This is a genomic window from Streptomyces sp. NPDC047043 (assembly GCF_040644055.1).
GTDB lineage: Bacteria > Actinomycetota > Actinomycetes > Streptomycetales > Streptomycetaceae > Streptomyces.
Genome location: NZ_JBEYVO010000052.1, coordinates 48,940 through 64,488 on the forward strand (window position 1 = coordinate 48,940; position 15,549 = coordinate 64,488).

The following is a 15,549-nucleotide window of genomic DNA, read 5'->3' on the forward strand; positions in this document are numbered from 1 at the left end:
AGCGACCGCCGTGGAGGAGCAGTCATCCGGATTGCCCGTTTCGATCCCCGACCTAGGCTGGTGACAGGAGGTGGAGGACATGTTGGCTGACGCACCGCTGACCGCCGTCATCCCGGCCAGTGACATCGAAAGGGCCAAGCACTTCTACGGAGACACACTCGGCCTCAAGCTGATCGACGACCGGAAGGAAGTCGTCCTCTTCGAGTCCGGCGGCACCCGGTTCCACGTCTACCGGACACCGAGCGGCGGCCAGGCGGCCCACACGCTGGCGGGCTGGACGGTCGAGGACCTCGACGCGGAGATGACGGAGCTGCGCGGTCGCGGCGTCACCTTCGAGAAGTACGACCTGCCCGGCCTGAAGACGGTGAACGGCGTGGTGGAGGACGCGGGCATGCGCGGCGCCTGGTTCAAGGACAGCGAGGGGAACATCCTCAGCGTGGTGCAGGACCTGCGCTAGGGCCTGCCTTTCGGCAACGGTCAGTCCCGGACGTCCCGCCAGGCCGCCGGGACCGCCTCGGCCACGTCGTGCGCCCCGGCCGGTGCCCCGTCGGCCGCGAACCGTCCGGCCAGCCCGTGGAGATACGCCGCTGCGCTCCCCGCGTCCGGCGCGGAGAGCCCGGAGGCGAGCAGCGACCCCGCGAGCCCCGACAGCACGTCGCCGCTCCCGGCCGTGGCCAGCCAGGGCGTCCCCGTGGCGTTGACCCGGACGGCACCGCCCCGTGCGTCCGCGACCAGCGTGGTCGAGCCCTTGAGCAGTACGGTCGCGTCGTAGCGGGCGGCGAGTTCGCGGGCCGAGACCAGCCGTGCCCCCTCGACCTCCTCCCGCGCCACCCCGAGCAGCGCGGCGGCCTCACCTGCGTGCGGGGTCATGAGCGTCGGCGCCGCACGGCCTCGTACGGCATCCCGGTCGGCCAGCCGCAGCCCGTCCGCGTCGATCAGCACGGGTACGTCCGCCGCCAGCACTTCGGCCACGGTCGCCGCGTCGTCCCCGGCGCCCGGCCCGACCACCCAGGCCTGCACCCGCCCGGCCTGCTTCGGTCCCTTGTCCGACACCAGCGTCTCGGGGAAGCGGGAGATCACGGCGTCCCCGGCGGGCCCGACGTAGCGCACGGCCCCCGCCCCGCCGCGCAGCGCCCCGGACACGGCCAGCACGGCCGCCCCGGGGTACCGGGCCGACCCGGCGGCGATCCCGACGACGCCGCGCCGGTACTTGTCGCTCTCGGCGCCCGGCACCGGCAGCAGCCGGGCCACGTCGGCGTGCTGCAGGGCCTCCAGCTCGGGCTCGGCGGGCAGTTCGGCCCCGAGCCCGATGTCGACGAGCCGCACGGAACCGGCGTACTCGCGCGCGGGGTCGATCAGCAGCCCCGGCTTGTGCGTCCCGAAGGTCACGGTCAGATCGGCCCGTACGGCATCCCCGCGCACCTCCCCCGTGTCGGCGTCCACCCCGCTCGGCAGGTCGACGGCGACGACGGCGGCACGGGACTCGGCGACGGACGCCACCAACTGCGCGGCCGCGGGCCTGAGTCCGCCCTTGCCGCCGATCCCCACGATGCCGTCGACGACGAGATCGGCCCGCAGGATCGCCTCCTCGACGACACCGACACCGGCCGCGGCGGCGGCACCACCGGCCGGCCCCGCGTCCGCACCAGAGGCAACGGCCCGCCCTCCCGCCCGCAGCAGCGCCGCGAGCCCCCCGGCATGCGCCCGCTCGGGTGCGAGCAGCACGGCGGTGACCCCGGCCCCGCGCCGGGCGAGGCGGGCGCCGGCGTACAGGGCGTCACCCCCGTTGTCCCCGCTGCCGACGAGCAGTACGACGCGGCTGCCGTACACCCGCCCGAGCAACTCGGCGCACGCGGCGGCGAGTCCGGCGGCGGCGCGCTGCATCAGCGCCCCCTCCGGAAGCCGTGCCATCAGCGCCCGTTCGGCCGCCCTTACCGTCTCCACGCTGTACGCAGTACGCATGGGGCCGAGTCTCTCCCGACCGGCCCCGGGGCCGCACCCCCGACGCGTCGCCGGGCGGACCGACTGTCAGTGGCGGCTGCCATGATCGGCCGGATGGGAGTCATCTACGGCTACTACGCCGCTGCCGACGACGAGGACGCCGCCCGGGCGGTCGTGCGCCAGGACGATCAGCCCACCGGGACGGGATACGACGAGGTAGCGGTCAAGGGCATCGATCCGGTGGCCGTGCTGCTGCACGCCGAAGTGCTCATGACCGGCCGGTCCGCGGAGGCCGTCAAGGCCGACCCCCGTCACGGGGACCTGGTGGCCATGGTGGGGGACGGCGAAGTCGTCGGGGTGACGCTGACCGACACCTTCCGTGACGCACTCGCGGGCTTCGACCGGGGGTTGCTGGACGCCGTGGCCCAAGGGTGGGCCACCTCCGGCGACTTCTACCGGACCCCCGAGCCGGACGACCTCACCGACTTCCTCCGCGACCTCTCCGGCCTGGCGGAGCGGGCGGTGGCCCGGGGGCAGCGCCTGTACTGCTGGATCAGCATGTAGAGCGCGTACCCGGCGCCGCTCTGCCGGGGGTTCACCCCTCCGCGACCACCACGGCCGAGGCCACGCCGGCGTCATGACTGAGCGACAGATGCCATGCCCGCACCCCCAGCTCCGCGGCCCGCGCCGCCACGGTCCCCTTCACCCGCAGCCTCGGTTGCCCACTGTCCTCGACATAGACCTCGGCGTCGGTCCACAACAGCCCGGCCGGCGCGCCTAGCGCCTTGGCCAGCGCCTCCTTGGCAGCAAACCGCGCGGCGAGCGAGGCAACGCCCCGCCGCTCCCCGCTGGGCAGCAGCAACTCGCTCTCCACGAACAGCCGTTCAGCCATCCCAGGCGTCCGCTTCAGCGATGCCTCGAACCGCTCGATCTCGGCCACGTCGATACCGACCCCGATGATGCTCATCCGCGCACTCTACGATCCGGCCGCCGCCGACAGGCTCCGCTCCGACGCCCTCGAGCACCCCCATAACCGAGTCCCCTCCGGCCCCACCCCCCTGCTAACCTGCCGAGACTCGCGCGCCTGGGGGGCCAGAAGCGCGCCGTACGAGAGACGCCAGGGGGACGTCCGTATGAGCGCCACCAGCGGTAGACGCACCGCGAAAAAGGACGGCGGCAGACCCGTCGAGTCGTCGGCACCGACAACCGACCCCTTCGACGCCCTGCCCGAGCTCACCCCGCTGCGCACCGCCGGGCAGAACGGCGACTGGGCGGCCACGCAGGCCTTCTTCGCGGGGCTCGACTCCGTCGACAAGGTCTCCTTCGCCTCCGGCGCTCTCGCCGACATCTGGGGGACGGAGAAGTACCTGAAGCAGGCTGCCGAGGAACGCCCCGCCGATCCGCTCCCCCGCACCCTCCTCGCCGAGCGGTACATCCGCCTCGGCTGGAAGGCCCGCAGCGCCGCCCGTGCCCAGGACGTCACGCGCGAGCAGTTCAAGGAGTTCCACGCCTGGCTGCGCAAGGCCGAAGGACTGCTGATCGAGGTGTGCGCGGAGCAGCCGGGGTACGCCCCCGCCTGGACCGCCCGGCTGCTGACCGCCCGCGGCCTGGAGCTCGGGCAGTCCGAGGCCCGGCGCCGCTACGACCGGCTGTCGGAGCACCACCCGCACCACTTCCGCGCCCAGTCGCAGTTGCTGCAGCAGCTGTGCCCCAAGTGGGGCGGTTCCTGGGAGGCCGCGCACGGCTTCGCCCGGGAGGCCGCGAGCGCCGCGCCGGACGGCTCGCAGGCCGGAGCCCTGGTCGCCGAGGCGCACATCGAGCACTGGCTGGACCTGCCGGGCGACGAGGACATCGCGTACCTGCGAGGTGTCCCGGTCCGCGACGACCTGCGCCACGCCGCCCAGGTGTCGGTCCTGCACCCCGACCACCGCCCCGGCTGGCACTGGATCGACGGCCACAGCACCTTCGCCCTGGCCTTCTCGCTCGGCGGCCATCTCGAGGACGCCGCCCGGCACTTCGCCGCCCTGGGCAACACGGCCTCGGAGTCCTGCTGGCAGTACCTGCCGGACTGGAAGAACCAGTTCACCAAGTACCGCGCGGCCGCGCTGGCAACGCTCTGAGGGGGGACGGAGACCAATGACCACGAGCGACACGACGGCCACGGAACAGCCGGCTGCCGACACCACCGACGCCGCCCTGACCGCCCTCGACGGCCTGATCGACCACGCCACCGTCCAGGGCATCCCCACCCTCTACGCCCCACGCCCCGGCGAGATCACGGCCGGACTCTTCTTCCGCGTGGGCCGCGCCGACGAGACCCTCGCCACCGCCGGCCTCACCCACCTCGTCGAGCACCTCGCCCTGCACCGCCTGGGCCTGTCCGACCTCCACTACAACGGCGCGACGGCGAACGCGTACACCCTCTTCCACGTCACCGGCAGCGAGGACGAGGTCGTCACGTACCTCAACAGCGTGTGCGCCGCCCTGCGCGACCTGCCGCTTGCCCGGCTGGAGACGGAGAAGGAGATCCTCCGCACCGAGGCCGCGGGCCGCGCGAACGGCCCCAACTCCCGGATGCCACTGTGGCGTTACGGCGCCCAGGGCTACGGCCTGTCCAGCTACGACGAACTCGGCACCCACAGCCTGACCGCCGACCAGGTACGGCACTGGGCCGAGACCCGCTTCACCCGGGACAACGCGGTGCTGTGGCTCACCAGCGACCGCGTGCCGGAGGGCCTCGACCTCACCCTGCCCGCCGGCCACCGCTTCCCCGCACCGGCCCCGACCAGTGCACTGCCCGTCACGCCCGCCTACATCCTGGGCGACGACGGCCACCTGGTCTTCACCTCCGTCCTGCGCCGCTCCACCGCGGCCGCCGTCTTCGCCGAGGTGCTGGGCCGCGCACTCTTCAAGGACCTGCGCCAGCAGGGCGGTTACTCGTACTCGGCGGAGGCCGACTACACCCCGCGTGACGCCGACTTCGCCACCCTGACCGCGTACGCCGACGCCCTGCCGCAGAAGCAGGACGCGGTGGTCGGCGGCTTCGTCGACGCGTTCGCCCGGCTGCGTGCGGGCCGTGTCGAGCAGGCCGAACTGGACTCCGCACGCGGCAAGTTGCTCAAGCCGTACGACACCCCCGACCTCGGCGCCGCCATGCTGCCGTCGTACGCGCTCAGCCTGCTGCTCGGCCACCGGCTGCAGACACCCGAGCAGCACAGGGCCGAACTGCAGGCGGTCACCGTCGCGGACCTGCGCGAGGTCGCCCGCGAGGCGTGGGACGGCGGGCTGCTCCAGGTGCCGACCCGGGGAGCCGACTGGGCGGGCCTGGCCCCCGCCCCGCAGTACTCGGCCACCGGGGTCTCCGGCACCCTGCACCCCTCGCTGGAGGACGAGGACGTCACGCTGGTCATCGCCGACACGGGCGTGACCCTGTCGCTGCCGGGCGGCCTGGTCACCGTGCGGTACGACGCCTGCGCGGCGATGACCACCCGCCCGGACGGGGCCCGGCAGCTGACCGGCCTCGACGGCTTCCGCGTGACGATCGAGCCGACCCTGTACGGGAACGTCACGCCCGAGCGGATCGCGGTGCTGGACGCGGCCGTACCCGCCGCCGCGGTGGTCCCGCTGCCGGCCCGTACGGAGGAGCAGATCCCGCAACCGCGCGAGCGGAAGGCGTCCGAGGCGCAGCGCCCGGGCAGCGGGCGGAAGAAGACCGACGCCGGGCGGAAGGCGGCCGGGAGCCGGCAGAAGCCCGCCAGGAACGAGACGGTGCTTTTCGTGGTCGCCACCGTGCTGGCCGCGGTCTGGCCCGTGCTCTGCGTGGTCCTCCTCGTCGAGGCGGCACGTGGGGCGCACTCGGCCGGGTTCCCCGGGTTCGGCGCGTTCCTCCTGGAGTACTGGCTCATCCGCACCGCTCGCCGCCTGTACCGGGTCCGGCAGCGGGAACACGGCTGACCCCGGTGGCCGCGTCCTACTCCACCGTCACCGACTTCGCCAGGTTCCGCGGCTGGTCCACCTCGTTGCCGCGAGCCGTCGCCAGCTCGCAGGCGAACACCTGCAACGGCACGGTGGCCACGAGCGGTTGCAGCAAGGTCGGCGTGGCCGGGATCCGGATCAGGTGGTCGGCGTACGGCACGACCGCCTCGTCCCCCTCCTCCGCGATCACGATCGTCCGCGCACCCCGGGCCCGGATCTCCTGGATGTTGGACACGATCTTGTCGTGCAGCACGGACCGGCCCCGGGGCGACGGCACGACCACCACCACGGGCATGTCGTCCTCGATCAGCGCGATGGGACCGTGCTTCAACTCCCCCGCCGCAAACCCCTCGGCGTGCATGTAGGCGAGCTCCTTCAGCTTGAGCGCGCCCTCCAGTGCCACCGGATAGCCCACGTGCCGTCCCAGGAACAGCACCGTGTTCTTGTCGGCGAGCGACCGCGCCAGCGCCCGTACCGGCTCCATGGTCTCCAGCACCCGATCGACCTCACCGGAGATCTGCGACAGGTCCCGGATCACCGCACCGATCTCGTCACCCCACTTGGTGCCCCGCACCTGCCCGAGATACAGCGCGACCAGATAGCAGGCGACGAGCTGTGTCAGAAACGCCTTCGTCGACGCGACCGCCACCTCCGGCCCGGCGTGCGTGTACAGCACAGCGTCCGACTCGCGCGGGATCGTCGAGCCGTTGGTGTTGCAGATCGCCAGCACCTTGGAGCCCTGCTCGCGCGCATGCCGCAGCGCCATCAGGGTGTCCATCGTCTCGCCGGACTGCGAAATGGCGATCACCAGGGAGCGCGCGCCCAGAATCGGATCCCGGTACCGGAACTCGCTCGCGAGCTCCACCTCGCACGGAATCCGCGTCCAGTGCTCGATGGCGTACTTGGCGATCAACCCGGCATGGAACGCCGTACCGCAGGCCACGATGACGACCTTGTCGACCTCCCGCAGCTCCGAGGCGCCGATCCGGACCTCGTCCAGCGTCAGCGAACCGCCGGCGTCGATGCGCCCCAGCAACGTATCGGCGACCGCCTTGGGCTGCTCGGCGATCTCCTTGAGCATGAAGTAGTCATAACCGCCCTTTTCCGCGGCCGACGCGTCCCAGTCGACGTGGTACGAGCGCACGTCGGCGGGGCGGCCGTCGAAGCCCGTCACCGTCACCCCGTCGCGGCGCAGCTCCACCACCTGGTCCTGGCCCAGCTCGATCGCCGACCGCGTGTGGGCGATGAACGCGGCGACGTCCGAGGCGAGAAAGGACTCACCCTCCCCGACGCCCACCACCAGCGGAGAGTTCCGCCGCGCCCCCACCACCACGTCCGGATCGTCGGCATGCACGGCGACCAGCGTGAACGCCCCCTCCAGCCGCCGGCACACCAGCCGCATCGCCTCGGCGAGATCGGCGCACGAGGAGAACTCCTCGGCGAGCAGATGCGCGACGACCTCGGTGTCGGTCTCGGAGGCCAGATCGTGCCCCCGCTCCGCCAACTCGGCCCGCAGCACGGCGAAGTTCTCGATGATCCCGTTGTGCACGACCGCGACCCGCCCCGCGTTGTCCAGGTGCGGATGCGCGTTCGCGTCCGTCGGCCCCCCGTGCGTGGCCCACCGCGTGTGCCCGATGCCCGTCATGCCCGTCGGCAGCGGCCGGTCCACCAGTTCCTTCTCCAGGTTCACCAGCTTCCCGGCCTTCTTCGCACCGGCCAGCCCGCCGTCCGCGAGCACCGCGACGCCCGCCGAGTCGTACCCCCGGTACTCCAGCCGCTTCAGTCCGGCCATCACGACATCAAGCGCCGACTGCGACCCCACGTATCCCACGATTCCGCACATGCGCGGCAGCCTACGGGCCGACGCCCGCCGAAAAGAGGCTCCGTGTGCCCGATTTCGGAAATTCCCACGGCCGTACGGCACCCCGCATCGAACGTGACACACCCCACCCGCCGTCCCGTTCAAACTCCGTTAACAATGGACTGTGATCTCTCCGGTCTCCTCGATGCCCCGGAGCGCCCACCGGCCCAGGCCGGAGGCGACTCCCTACGTCGACCTCACCCGAGCCGAGTGGAGCGCGCTGCGCGAGAAGACGCCGCTGCCGCTCACCGCCGAGGAGGTCGAGAAGCTGCGCGGCCTCGGTGACGTCATCGACCTCGACGAGGTGCGGGACATCTACCTCCCGCTGTCCCGGCTTCTCAACCTCTACGTCGGCGCCACGGACGGTCTCAGAGGCGCCCTGAACACCTTCCTCGGCGAGCAGGGCTCCCAGTCGGGCACGCCCTTCGTGATAGGAGTCGCGGGCTCCGTCGCCGTAGGGAAGTCCACGGTCGCCCGTCTCCTCCAGGCCCTGCTCTCCCGCTGGCCGGAACACCCCCGCGTCGAACTCGTCACCACCGACGGCTTCCTGCTCCCCACCAGGGAGTTGCAGGCCCGCGGCCTGATGTCGCGGAAGGGTTTCCCCGAGTCCTACGACCGCCGCGCCCTCACCCGCTTCGTCGCCGACATCAAGGCCGGCAAGGACGAGGTCACGGCCCCCGTCTACTCCCACCTGATCTACGACATCGTCCCGGACCGGAAGCTCACGGTCCGCCGCCCCGACATCCTCATCGTCGAGGGCCTGAACGTCCTGCAGCCCGCCCTCCCCGGCAAGGACGGCCGCACCCGCGTCGGCCTCGCCGACTACTTCGACTTCAGCGTGTACGTCGACGCGAGCGGCGAGGACATCGAGCGCTGGTACCTCAACCGCTTCAAGAAGCTGCGCCAGACCGCCTTCCAGAACCCGGACTCGTACTTCAGGAAGTACACCCAGGTCTCCGAGGAGGAGGCACTCGACTACGCCCGCACGCTCTGGCGCACCATCAACAAGCCCAACCTGGTCGAGAACATCGCCCCCACCCGCGGCCGCGCCACCCTCGTCGTCCGCAAGGGCCCGGACCACAAGGTCCAGCGCCTGAGCCTGCGCAAGCTGTGACGCCGTAACACCGGCCTGTTAAAAAGAACCATGCTGCACCTGCGCCTGATCACGCCGTCCGACAAGACCGACGACGTGGTCCGCCTGATCGAGAAGACGGTCGGCACCACACACCTCGTCGTCGTCCCCGGCGCCGCCCGCAACCCCGCCGGAGACGTCGTCATGTGCGACGTGGCCCGCGAGGCGGGTGACGAACTCATCGGCGCGCTCAGGGCGTTGGACCTGGACAAGACCGGCTCGATCGCCGTCGAGAACATCGACCTGTCGCTGTCCAGGCGCGCCGACAAGGCGGAGGAGGAAGCACCGGGCGAGGGCGCGGACGCGGTCCTGTGGGAGCACCTGGCCGACGCCACGCACGAGGAGTCGACGCTCTCCGTCACCTACGTCGCCTTCATCACGCTCGCCACGATGATCGCGGCCTGCGGTGTGGTGCTCGACAACGCGATCCTGATCGTCGGCGCGATGGCGGTGGGCCCGGAGTTCGGCCCCCTGGCCGGCATCTGCACCGCGGCCGTGCAACGCCACCCCAGGCTGGCCCTGCGCTCCCTGACCGCGCTGCTCCTCGGCTTCGCCGTCGCCATGCTGGTGACGGTCGGCTTCACCCACGTCATGGACTGGCTGAACCTGTTCACCAAGGTCCGGCTGGCGGCCGAACGCCCCAACACCAACTTCATCTACCGCCCCGACGCCTTCTCGTTCGTCGTGGCGGTCCTGGCCGGTATCGCCGGCACCCTCTCGCTGACCTCGGCGAAGTCTGGCCTGCTGGTGGGCGTCGCGATCTCGGTCACCACGGTCCCGGCAGCCGCGAACGCCGCGGTGGCCTTCGCCTACGACGAGTACAGACAGGCCTGGGGCTCCACGGAACAACTGCTCCTGAACCTGCTGGGCATCATCCTCGCCGGAACGCTCACGCTCCTTACCCAGAAGTGGCTCTGGGCCAGGCAGCGCGAACGTACGGCGAAGGCGTCGAGCTTCTAACCGAGGGCGGACTTCACGACATCGGCGAGCCGCCCGGCCACGGACCGCGCCTGGTCGATGTCGGCGGCCTCGACCATCACCCGCACCAGCGGCTCGGTACCGGAGGACCGCAGCAACACCCGCCCGGTGGACCCGAGTTCGCGCTCGGCATCGGCGATCGCGGCCGACAGCTCGGCGGAGGTCGTCACCCGCGACTTGTCCACGTCCGGCACATTGATGAGCACCTGCGGCAGCCGCTCCATCACCGACGCGAGGTCCTTGAGCGTACGACCGGTCTCCGCGACCCGGGCCGCCAGCATCAGCCCGGTCAGCGTGCCGTCACCGGTGGTCGCGTGGTCGAGGATGATCACGTGCCCGGACTGCTCGCCCCCGAGCGCGTACCCGTGCTCCTTCATCTCCTCCAGGACGTAACGGTCACCGACCGCCGTCTGGACGAGGCTGAGCCCCTCGCGCTCCAGCGCCAGCTTGAAGCCCAGGTTGGACATGACCGTGGCGACGACGGTGTCCGACCGCAGCGCGCCACGCTCCCGCATCGCCAGCGCGACAACGGCCAGAATCTGGTCCCCGTCGACCTCCGCACCGGTGTGGTCCACGGCGAGGCACCGGTCCGCGTCACCGTCGTGCGCGATCCCGAGCGCGGCCCCGTGCTCGACAACGGCGGCCTTCAGCTTGTCCAGATGCGTCGACCCGCAACCGTCGTTGATGTTGAGCCCGTCGGGCTCGGCCCCGATCGTGACGATCTCGGCCCCGGCCCGCGAGAACGCCTCGGGCGACACCCGCGCCGCAGCCCCGTGCGCCTCGTCGAGGACGATCTTCAGCCCGTCGAGCCGGTTCGGGAGTACGGCGATGAGGTGCGCGACGTACTGGTCGAACCCCTCGTCGTACGACCGCACCCGCCCGACACCCGCACCCGTCGGCCGCTCCCAGGGCTCACCGTGCCGGTGGGCGTCGTACACGGCCTCGATCTTGTCCTCGAGCTCGTCGGCGAGCTTGTGGCCGCCGCGGGCGAAGAACTTGACGCCGTTGTCGGGCATGGCGTTGTGGCTGGCGGAGAGCATGACGCCGAGGTCGGCGCCGAGCGCGCCGGTGAGGTACGCCACCGCCGGCGTGGGCAGCACACCGACGCGCAGGACGTCGACGCCCGCGCTGGCGAGGCCGGCGACCACGGCGGCTTCGAGGAACTCCCCGGAGGCTCGCGGGTCCCGTCCGACGACCGCCGTCGGCCGGTGGCCCTCGAAGGTGCCCGCCTCGGCCAGTACGTGCGCCGCGGCCACGGAGAGGCCGAGCGCCATCTCCGCCGTCAGGTCCGCGTTGGCGACGCCGCGCACGCCGTCCGTGCCGAAGAGTCGTCCCACTGTGGTGTCCTCCGTATTGCTGAAGAGAGTGCGGCTCACTCCCGAGTACATCCCCTGAGACTGTCCGGGGACAGTAGGGGTTGTGTAAACGAACCGCCCCGGCAGCACAATGGGTGCCGCCGGGGCGATCGTTGCAAAGACAGCGGACGCGTTTAGCGCTTGCTGTACTGCGGGGCCTTGCGGGCCTTCTTCAGACCGGCCTTCTTGCGCTCGACCGCACGGTCGTCGCGGCGGAGGAAGCCGGCCTTCTTGAGCGGGCCGCGGTTGTTGTCGACGTCGGCCTCGTTCAGCGCGCGGGCGACACCGAGACGGAGCGCACCGGCCTGACCGGAGACACCGCCACCCGCGATGCGGGCGATGACGTCGTAACGGCCTTCGAGCTCGAGCACCTTGAAGGGCTCGTTGACTTCCTGCTGGTGCACCTTGTTCGGGAAGTAGTCCTCGAGGGTGCGACCGTTGATCTTCCACTTGCCGGTGCCCGGGACGATCCGGACGCGGGCGATGGCGTTCTTGCGACGGCCCAGGCCGGCGGCCGGCTGGGGCTCGCCGAAGCGGGACGCGAGGGACTCCGAGGTGTACTCGCCCTCGACGGGGACCTCGGACTCGGTGGTGTAGCTGTCGATGTCGACGATCTCTTCGCCCTCGACGGGCGTCTCGACGGTGGTCTCGGCCACGATTCTCCTCAGATTCTCTTCAGTCTTAGGGGGTGGCCGGACTTACTGCGCGACCTGGGTGATCTCGAACGGCACCGGCTGCTGGGCAGCGTGCGGGTGCTGGTCGCCCGAGTAGACCTTCAGCTTGGAGAGCATCTGACGGCCCAGGGTGTTCTTGGGAAGCATGCCCTTGACGGCCTTCTCGACGGCCTTCTCGGGGTTCTTGTCGAGCAGCTCGTCGTAACGGACGGAGCGCAGACCACCCGGGTAGCCGGAGTGGCGGTACGCCATCTTCTGGGTCCGCTTGTTGCCGGAGAGGTGCACCTTGTCGGCGTTGATGATGATGACGAAGTCACCGGTGTCGACGTGAGGGGCGTAGATCGGCTTGTGCTTGCCCCGCAGGAGGGACGCGGCGGTGGTGGCGAGACGGCCCAGGACGACGTCCTGAGCGTCAATGACGTGCCACTGGCGAGTGACATCGCCGGGCTTAGGGCTGTACGTACGCACTTCTCAGCCTTCTTCTTCAGGGATGGGTGCTGACACAAGGCATCCTTGAAGCGATCGTGCAGCTGGGGACGACAGTGCCGGGAACGCTGCCCGTATGCCGCCCACTGGTAACTGCTCCAGGGAACCTACGTAGGGGCCTCTCGCCTGAGAGCGACCAAGCCAATACGCATAACAAACCGCAAGGGTACTAGCGCTGCCCCGGACGGGTCAAAACGAGGCCCGCACACCATCCCGCACGACGCCGCCGCAACAATACGCGGCCGAGATGTACGGCCCTGTCGGAAAGGTCCCCGCAGGCCTCGCCGGACCCTCACCGGCACCACTCGCCCCCCGTCTAAGATGCGCCCCATGAGCTTTGGGCAGCAGGGGGGACCCCAGTCCCAGTGGGATCCCTGGAAACCGCATTCCCAGCAGCCGTGGAACGACGGCGGCGACGGCCGGACCCCGGACTGGGCCGCGCTCGCCGAGGCGTCCGAGACGCGCAACAAGAGGCGCCGGCTGCTGTTCATCGGTGGCGGCGCAGTGGCGACCATCGCGATAGGCACCGCCGTCGCGATGGCCGTGGTGTCGGCGAACGGCGACAGCGAGGCCTCGGGCAACCCGTCCAACCTGCCGGCGAGTGCCTCCATCCCGAGCAGCAGCGCGTCGGCCCCGTCCTTCGCCCCGACCAGCGCGCCGCCCCCGCTGGACCCGAAGGACTTCATCGCCAGCAAGGCCAAGGACACGGCCCCGCTCAGCGCGACCACCCTCTTCCCGGGTACGCAGCTGACCATGGGCTCGACCGTGTACAAGAAGGGCCCCACGGCCGACACGAAGGACTGCACCTCGGTCACCCAGGGCACGCTCCCGAAGGTGCTCAAGTCCAACGGCTGCACCCGCTTCCTGCGTGTGACCTACGTCAAGGACGGCATCGGGGTGACCGTGGGCGTGGCCGTCTTCGACACCGAGGCACAGGCCACCAGGGCAAAGGGCCAGACCGACAAGAAGGGCCTCATCAAGTCGCTCTTCGGCAAGGGTGTGAAGCCCTTCTGCAACGCCGCGATCTGCCGCTCGACCACCAACTCCTACGGCCGCTACGCCTACTTCACGATCGCCGGCCACTTCAGTGGCAAGGACGTCACGCAGAAGGACACAGCGGTCTTCAAGGTCGGCGACGACCTGGCCGAGTTCACCTTCCGCCAGATCCGCCGCCGCGGCGAGGCCCAGGCATCGGCCGCGGCGAACGGCTAGCAGCGCCTCAGCAGCACCCGGCACCCGGCAGCGACCGCTTGTTGCGCGCCTCCTTGTTGCGGGCGGCGAGCAGGTCGTCGGCCGGGTAGCCGACCTCTTCCAGGGTCAGCCCGTGCGGCCGTACGACATGCACGGCCGAGTCCCGTACGCCGGCGGCGAGCACCTTGCCCGGCCACTCCGGGCCCCGGTGCCCGTCGCCCACGAACAGCAGCGCCCCGATCAGCGAGCGCACCATGTTGTGGCAGAAGGCGTCGGCGCGGACGGTGGCGGTGATGATCCCGTCGTCCCCGCGCACGAGGCTCAGCTCCTGGAGCGTACGAATGGTGGTCGCACCCTCACGCTTCTTGCAGTAGGCGGCGAAGTCGTGCTCCCCCAGCAGCTGCCCCGCTGCCTCGGCCATGGCGTCGACATCGAGCGGCCAGTCGTGCCACAGAACGTGGTTGCGGAGCAGCGGATCGACCCCACCCGGGTTGTCCGTCACCCGGTACGCGTACCGCCGCCAGATCGCCGAGAAACGGGCGTTGAAGCCACTGGGAGCCTCCCGGAGGGCCCAGACCCGCACATCCCTCGGCAGCCGCCCCGCAAGCCGCTTCAGCAGCTTGTCGTGGTGCGCGCCCCAGACCTCACGAGGCAGATCGACATGCACGACCTGCCCCCGCGCATGCACCCCGGCATCGGTCCGCCCGGCCACGGTCAGCTCGTACGTCGTCCCCCCCGACCGCGTGACCGTACGCAGCGCATCCTCGACCTCCCCCTGCACGGTCCGCCGCCCCCCGGCCTGCTTGGCCCAGCCGGAGAACTCGGTCCCGTCGTAGGAGAGATCCATCCGCACCCGCACGAACCCGGGCTGTACTTCGTCACTCACCCCTAGATCCTCTCAACGATGCAGAAATGCGGAACGGGCCCGCCCAGAAGGGCGGACCCGTTCACTGCAAGGCGGAACCTCAGGCGTCCTTGGACTCCTCGGCGGCCTCTTCCGGCGCGGCGTCCTCGACGACCTCGTCGGACTTGGCCTCGACGGCCTCGTCCTTCTTGAGGGCGTCTTCCTTGACCGCACGCTTGGTGGCGGCCTCGGCCTCACCGGTCGCCTGCTGCGCAACCGTCAGTGCCTCGACCAGCTCGATGACAGCCATGGGCGCGTTGTCGCCACGGCGGTTACCGATCTTGGTGATACGGGTGTAGCCACCCGGACGGTTCTCGTAGCGCGGGCCGATCTCGGTGAAGAGCGTGTGCACGATGCTCTTGTCCGTGATGACCTGCAGCACCTGGCGGCGGTTGTGAAGGTCGCCCTTCTTCGCCTTGGTGACCAGACGCTCGGCGTACGGGCGCAGGCGGCGGGCCTTCGCCTCGGTGGTGGTGATACGGCCGTGCTCGAAGAGGCTCTTCGCCAGGTTCGCGAGGAGCAGCTTCTCGTGCGCGGCACTGCCGCCCAGACGGGCACCCTTGGTGGGCTTCGGCATTTTCTTTCTCCTGTGTGTCTGCCCCGGCCGTGTCAGGTACCGGGGTCAGGAACCCGATGAGCGGATGCTCACCGGCAACGACCGATCAGTACTGCTCGGTCTCCACGAAACCCGCGTCCGCGTCGTCGTCGGCGCCGAAGGCGTCGGCAGCGGCCGTGGGGTCGAATCCGGGCGGGCTGTCCTTGAGGGCCAGGCCCATGCCGGCCAGCTTCGCCTTGACCTCGTCGATGGACTTCGCACCGAAGTTGCGGATGTCCAGGAGGTCGGCCTCGGAGCGCGCAACGAGCTCACCCACGGAGTGGATGCCCTCACGCTTGAGGCAGTTGTACGACCGAACGGTGAGCTCCAGCTCCTCGATCGGCAGCGCCAGATCGGCGGCAAGGGCGGCGTCCGTGGGGGACGGGCCCATGTCGATGCCCTCGGCGTCGATGTTGAGCTCGCGGGCCAGACCGAACAGCTCGACCAGGGTCTTGCC

Annotated in this window: 16 protein-coding genes; 7 read left to right on the forward strand and 9 right to left on the reverse strand. The window is 70.7% G+C overall.

What is annotated here, in order from left to right:
• Window positions 1-79: 79 nt before the first annotated feature.
• Window positions 80-457, forward strand: a complete 378-nt coding sequence (locus tag ABZ880_RS50440) for a VOC family protein (protein WP_361277844.1) — start codon at window positions 80-82, stop codon at window positions 455-457.
• A gap of 20 nt (window positions 458-477) precedes the next feature.
• Here ABZ880_RS50440 and ABZ880_RS50445 read toward each other — a convergent pair whose 3' ends face one another.
• Window positions 478-1,962 (reverse strand): NAD(P)H-hydrate dehydratase, encoded by a 1,485-nt coding sequence (locus ABZ880_RS50445; RefSeq protein ID WP_361277846.1) that lies wholly within the window; start codon window positions 1,960-1,962, stop codon window positions 478-480.
• 93 nt (window positions 1,963-2,055) lie between these two features.
• On the opposite strand from ABZ880_RS50445, the gene ABZ880_RS50450 reads away from it, so the two are divergent.
• Window positions 2,056-2,505, forward strand: coding sequence for a hypothetical protein (locus ABZ880_RS50450; RefSeq protein WP_361277848.1), 450 nt, complete (start codon window positions 2,056-2,058; stop codon window positions 2,503-2,505).
• A gap of 31 nt (window positions 2,506-2,536) precedes the next feature.
• On the opposite strand, the gene ABZ880_RS50455 is transcribed toward ABZ880_RS50450, so the two are convergent.
• The gene (locus ABZ880_RS50455; RefSeq protein ID WP_361277850.1) at window positions 2,537-2,908 is read right to left on the reverse strand and encodes a holo-ACP synthase; all 372 of its coding nucleotides are present in this window, start codon (window positions 2,906-2,908) and stop codon (window positions 2,537-2,539) included.
• Between the two features lie 166 nt (window positions 2,909-3,074).
• Between ABZ880_RS50455 and ABZ880_RS50460 the strand changes: the two genes are divergently transcribed.
• A complete protein-coding gene (locus ABZ880_RS50460) occupies window positions 3,075-4,061 on the forward strand; it encodes a hypothetical protein (RefSeq protein WP_361277852.1) in 987 nt (328 codons plus the stop codon).
• A gap of 16 nt (window positions 4,062-4,077) precedes the next feature.
• Window positions 4,078-5,895 (forward strand): insulinase family protein, encoded by a 1,818-nt coding sequence (locus tag ABZ880_RS50465; RefSeq protein ID WP_361277854.1) that lies wholly within the window; start codon window positions 4,078-4,080, stop codon window positions 5,893-5,895.
• A 16-nt stretch (window positions 5,896-5,911) separates the two neighbouring features.
• Here the strand turns inward: ABZ880_RS50465 and glmS are convergent, their stop codons facing one another.
• Entirely contained in the window at window positions 5,912-7,759 is a 1,848-nt protein-coding gene (gene glmS, locus ABZ880_RS50470) for a glutamine--fructose-6-phosphate transaminase (isomerizing) (protein ID WP_361277856.1), read from the reverse strand.
• A gap of 163 nt (window positions 7,760-7,922) precedes the next feature.
• Between glmS and coaA the strand changes: the two genes are divergently transcribed.
• Window positions 7,923-8,891, forward strand: a complete 969-nt coding sequence (gene coaA, locus ABZ880_RS50475; protein WP_361277858.1) for a type I pantothenate kinase — start codon at window positions 7,923-7,925, stop codon at window positions 8,889-8,891.
• A 30-nt stretch (window positions 8,892-8,921) separates the two neighbouring features.
• Window positions 8,922-9,869, forward strand: a complete 948-nt coding sequence (locus tag ABZ880_RS50480) for a DUF389 domain-containing protein (RefSeq protein ID WP_361277860.1) — start codon at window positions 8,922-8,924, stop codon at window positions 9,867-9,869.
• On the opposite strand, the gene glmM is transcribed toward ABZ880_RS50480, so the two are convergent.
• The 3 genes from glmM to rplM form a co-directional block, all read right to left on the reverse strand.
• A complete protein-coding gene (gene glmM, locus ABZ880_RS50485) occupies window positions 9,866-11,224 on the reverse strand; it encodes a phosphoglucosamine mutase (protein ID WP_361277862.1) in 1,359 nt (452 codons plus the stop codon). The two genes, ABZ880_RS50480 and glmM, sit on opposite strands and share 4 nt — an antisense overlap.
• A 152-nt stretch (window positions 11,225-11,376) precedes the next feature.
• Window positions 11,377-11,898 (reverse strand): 30S ribosomal protein S9, encoded by a 522-nt coding sequence (rpsI, locus tag ABZ880_RS50490; protein WP_361277864.1) that lies wholly within the window; start codon window positions 11,896-11,898, stop codon window positions 11,377-11,379.
• A 42-nt stretch (window positions 11,899-11,940) separates the two neighbouring features.
• Window positions 11,941-12,384: a 50S ribosomal protein L13 gene (rplM, locus tag ABZ880_RS50495; RefSeq protein ID WP_275775501.1), complete on the reverse strand. Its 444-nt coding sequence runs from the start codon at window positions 12,382-12,384 to the stop codon at window positions 11,941-11,943.
• Between the two features lie 348 nt (window positions 12,385-12,732).
• On the opposite strand from rplM, the gene ABZ880_RS50500 reads away from it, so the two are divergent.
• On the forward strand, window positions 12,733-13,614 hold the full coding sequence (locus tag ABZ880_RS50500; RefSeq protein ID WP_361277866.1) for a hypothetical protein: 882 nt from the start codon (window positions 12,733-12,735) through the stop codon (window positions 13,612-13,614).
• Window positions 13,615-13,621: 7 nt separating this feature from the next.
• Here the strand turns inward: ABZ880_RS50500 and truA are convergent, their stop codons facing one another.
• The 3 genes from truA to ABZ880_RS50515 all read right to left on the reverse strand — a co-directional run.
• Window positions 13,622-14,479 carry a tRNA pseudouridine(38-40) synthase TruA gene (gene truA / locus ABZ880_RS50505; RefSeq protein WP_361277868.1) on the reverse strand — a complete coding sequence of 286 codons (858 nt, stop codon included), beginning with the start codon at window positions 14,477-14,479 and terminating at the stop codon, window positions 13,622-13,624.
• A gap of 79 nt (window positions 14,480-14,558) precedes the next feature.
• Entirely contained in the window at window positions 14,559-15,074 is a 516-nt protein-coding gene (gene rplQ, locus ABZ880_RS50510; protein ID WP_361277870.1) for a 50S ribosomal protein L17, read from the reverse strand.
• Between the two features lie 85 nt (window positions 15,075-15,159).
• Window positions 15,160-15,549: DNA-directed RNA polymerase subunit alpha C-terminal domain-containing protein (locus ABZ880_RS50515; RefSeq protein ID WP_302832661.1), on the reverse strand; the 390-nt coding region annotated here is incomplete at its 5' end.

Coding starts and splice junctions, on each gene's coding strand:
- ABZ880_RS50440 (WP_361277844.1), top strand. CDS start 80: ATGTTGGCTGACGCACCGCTGACCGCCGTCATCCCGGCCAGTGACATC.
- ABZ880_RS50445 (WP_361277846.1), bottom strand. CDS start 1,962: ATGCGTACTGCGTACAGCGTGGAGACGGTAAGGGCGGCCGAACGGGCG.
- ABZ880_RS50450 (WP_361277848.1), top strand. CDS start 2,056: ATGGGAGTCATCTACGGCTACTACGCCGCTGCCGACGACGAGGACGCC.
- ABZ880_RS50455 (WP_361277850.1), bottom strand. CDS start 2,908: ATGAGCATCATCGGGGTCGGTATCGACGTGGCCGAGATCGAGCGGTTC.
- ABZ880_RS50460 (WP_361277852.1), top strand. CDS start 3,075: ATGAGCGCCACCAGCGGTAGACGCACCGCGAAAAAGGACGGCGGCAGA.
- ABZ880_RS50465 (WP_361277854.1), top strand. CDS start 4,078: ATGACCACGAGCGACACGACGGCCACGGAACAGCCGGCTGCCGACACC.
- glmS (WP_361277856.1), bottom strand. CDS start 7,759: ATGTGCGGAATCGTGGGATACGTGGGGTCGCAGTCGGCGCTTGATGTC.
- coaA (WP_361277858.1), top strand. CDS start 7,923: ATGCCCCGGAGCGCCCACCGGCCCAGGCCGGAGGCGACTCCCTACGTC.
- ABZ880_RS50480 (WP_361277860.1), top strand. CDS start 8,922: ATGCTGCACCTGCGCCTGATCACGCCGTCCGACAAGACCGACGACGTG.
- ABZ880_RS50500 (WP_361277866.1), top strand. CDS start 12,733: ATGAGCTTTGGGCAGCAGGGGGGACCCCAGTCCCAGTGGGATCCCTGG.
- rplQ (WP_361277870.1), bottom strand. CDS start 15,074: ATGCCGAAGCCCACCAAGGGTGCCCGTCTGGGCGGCAGTGCCGCGCAC.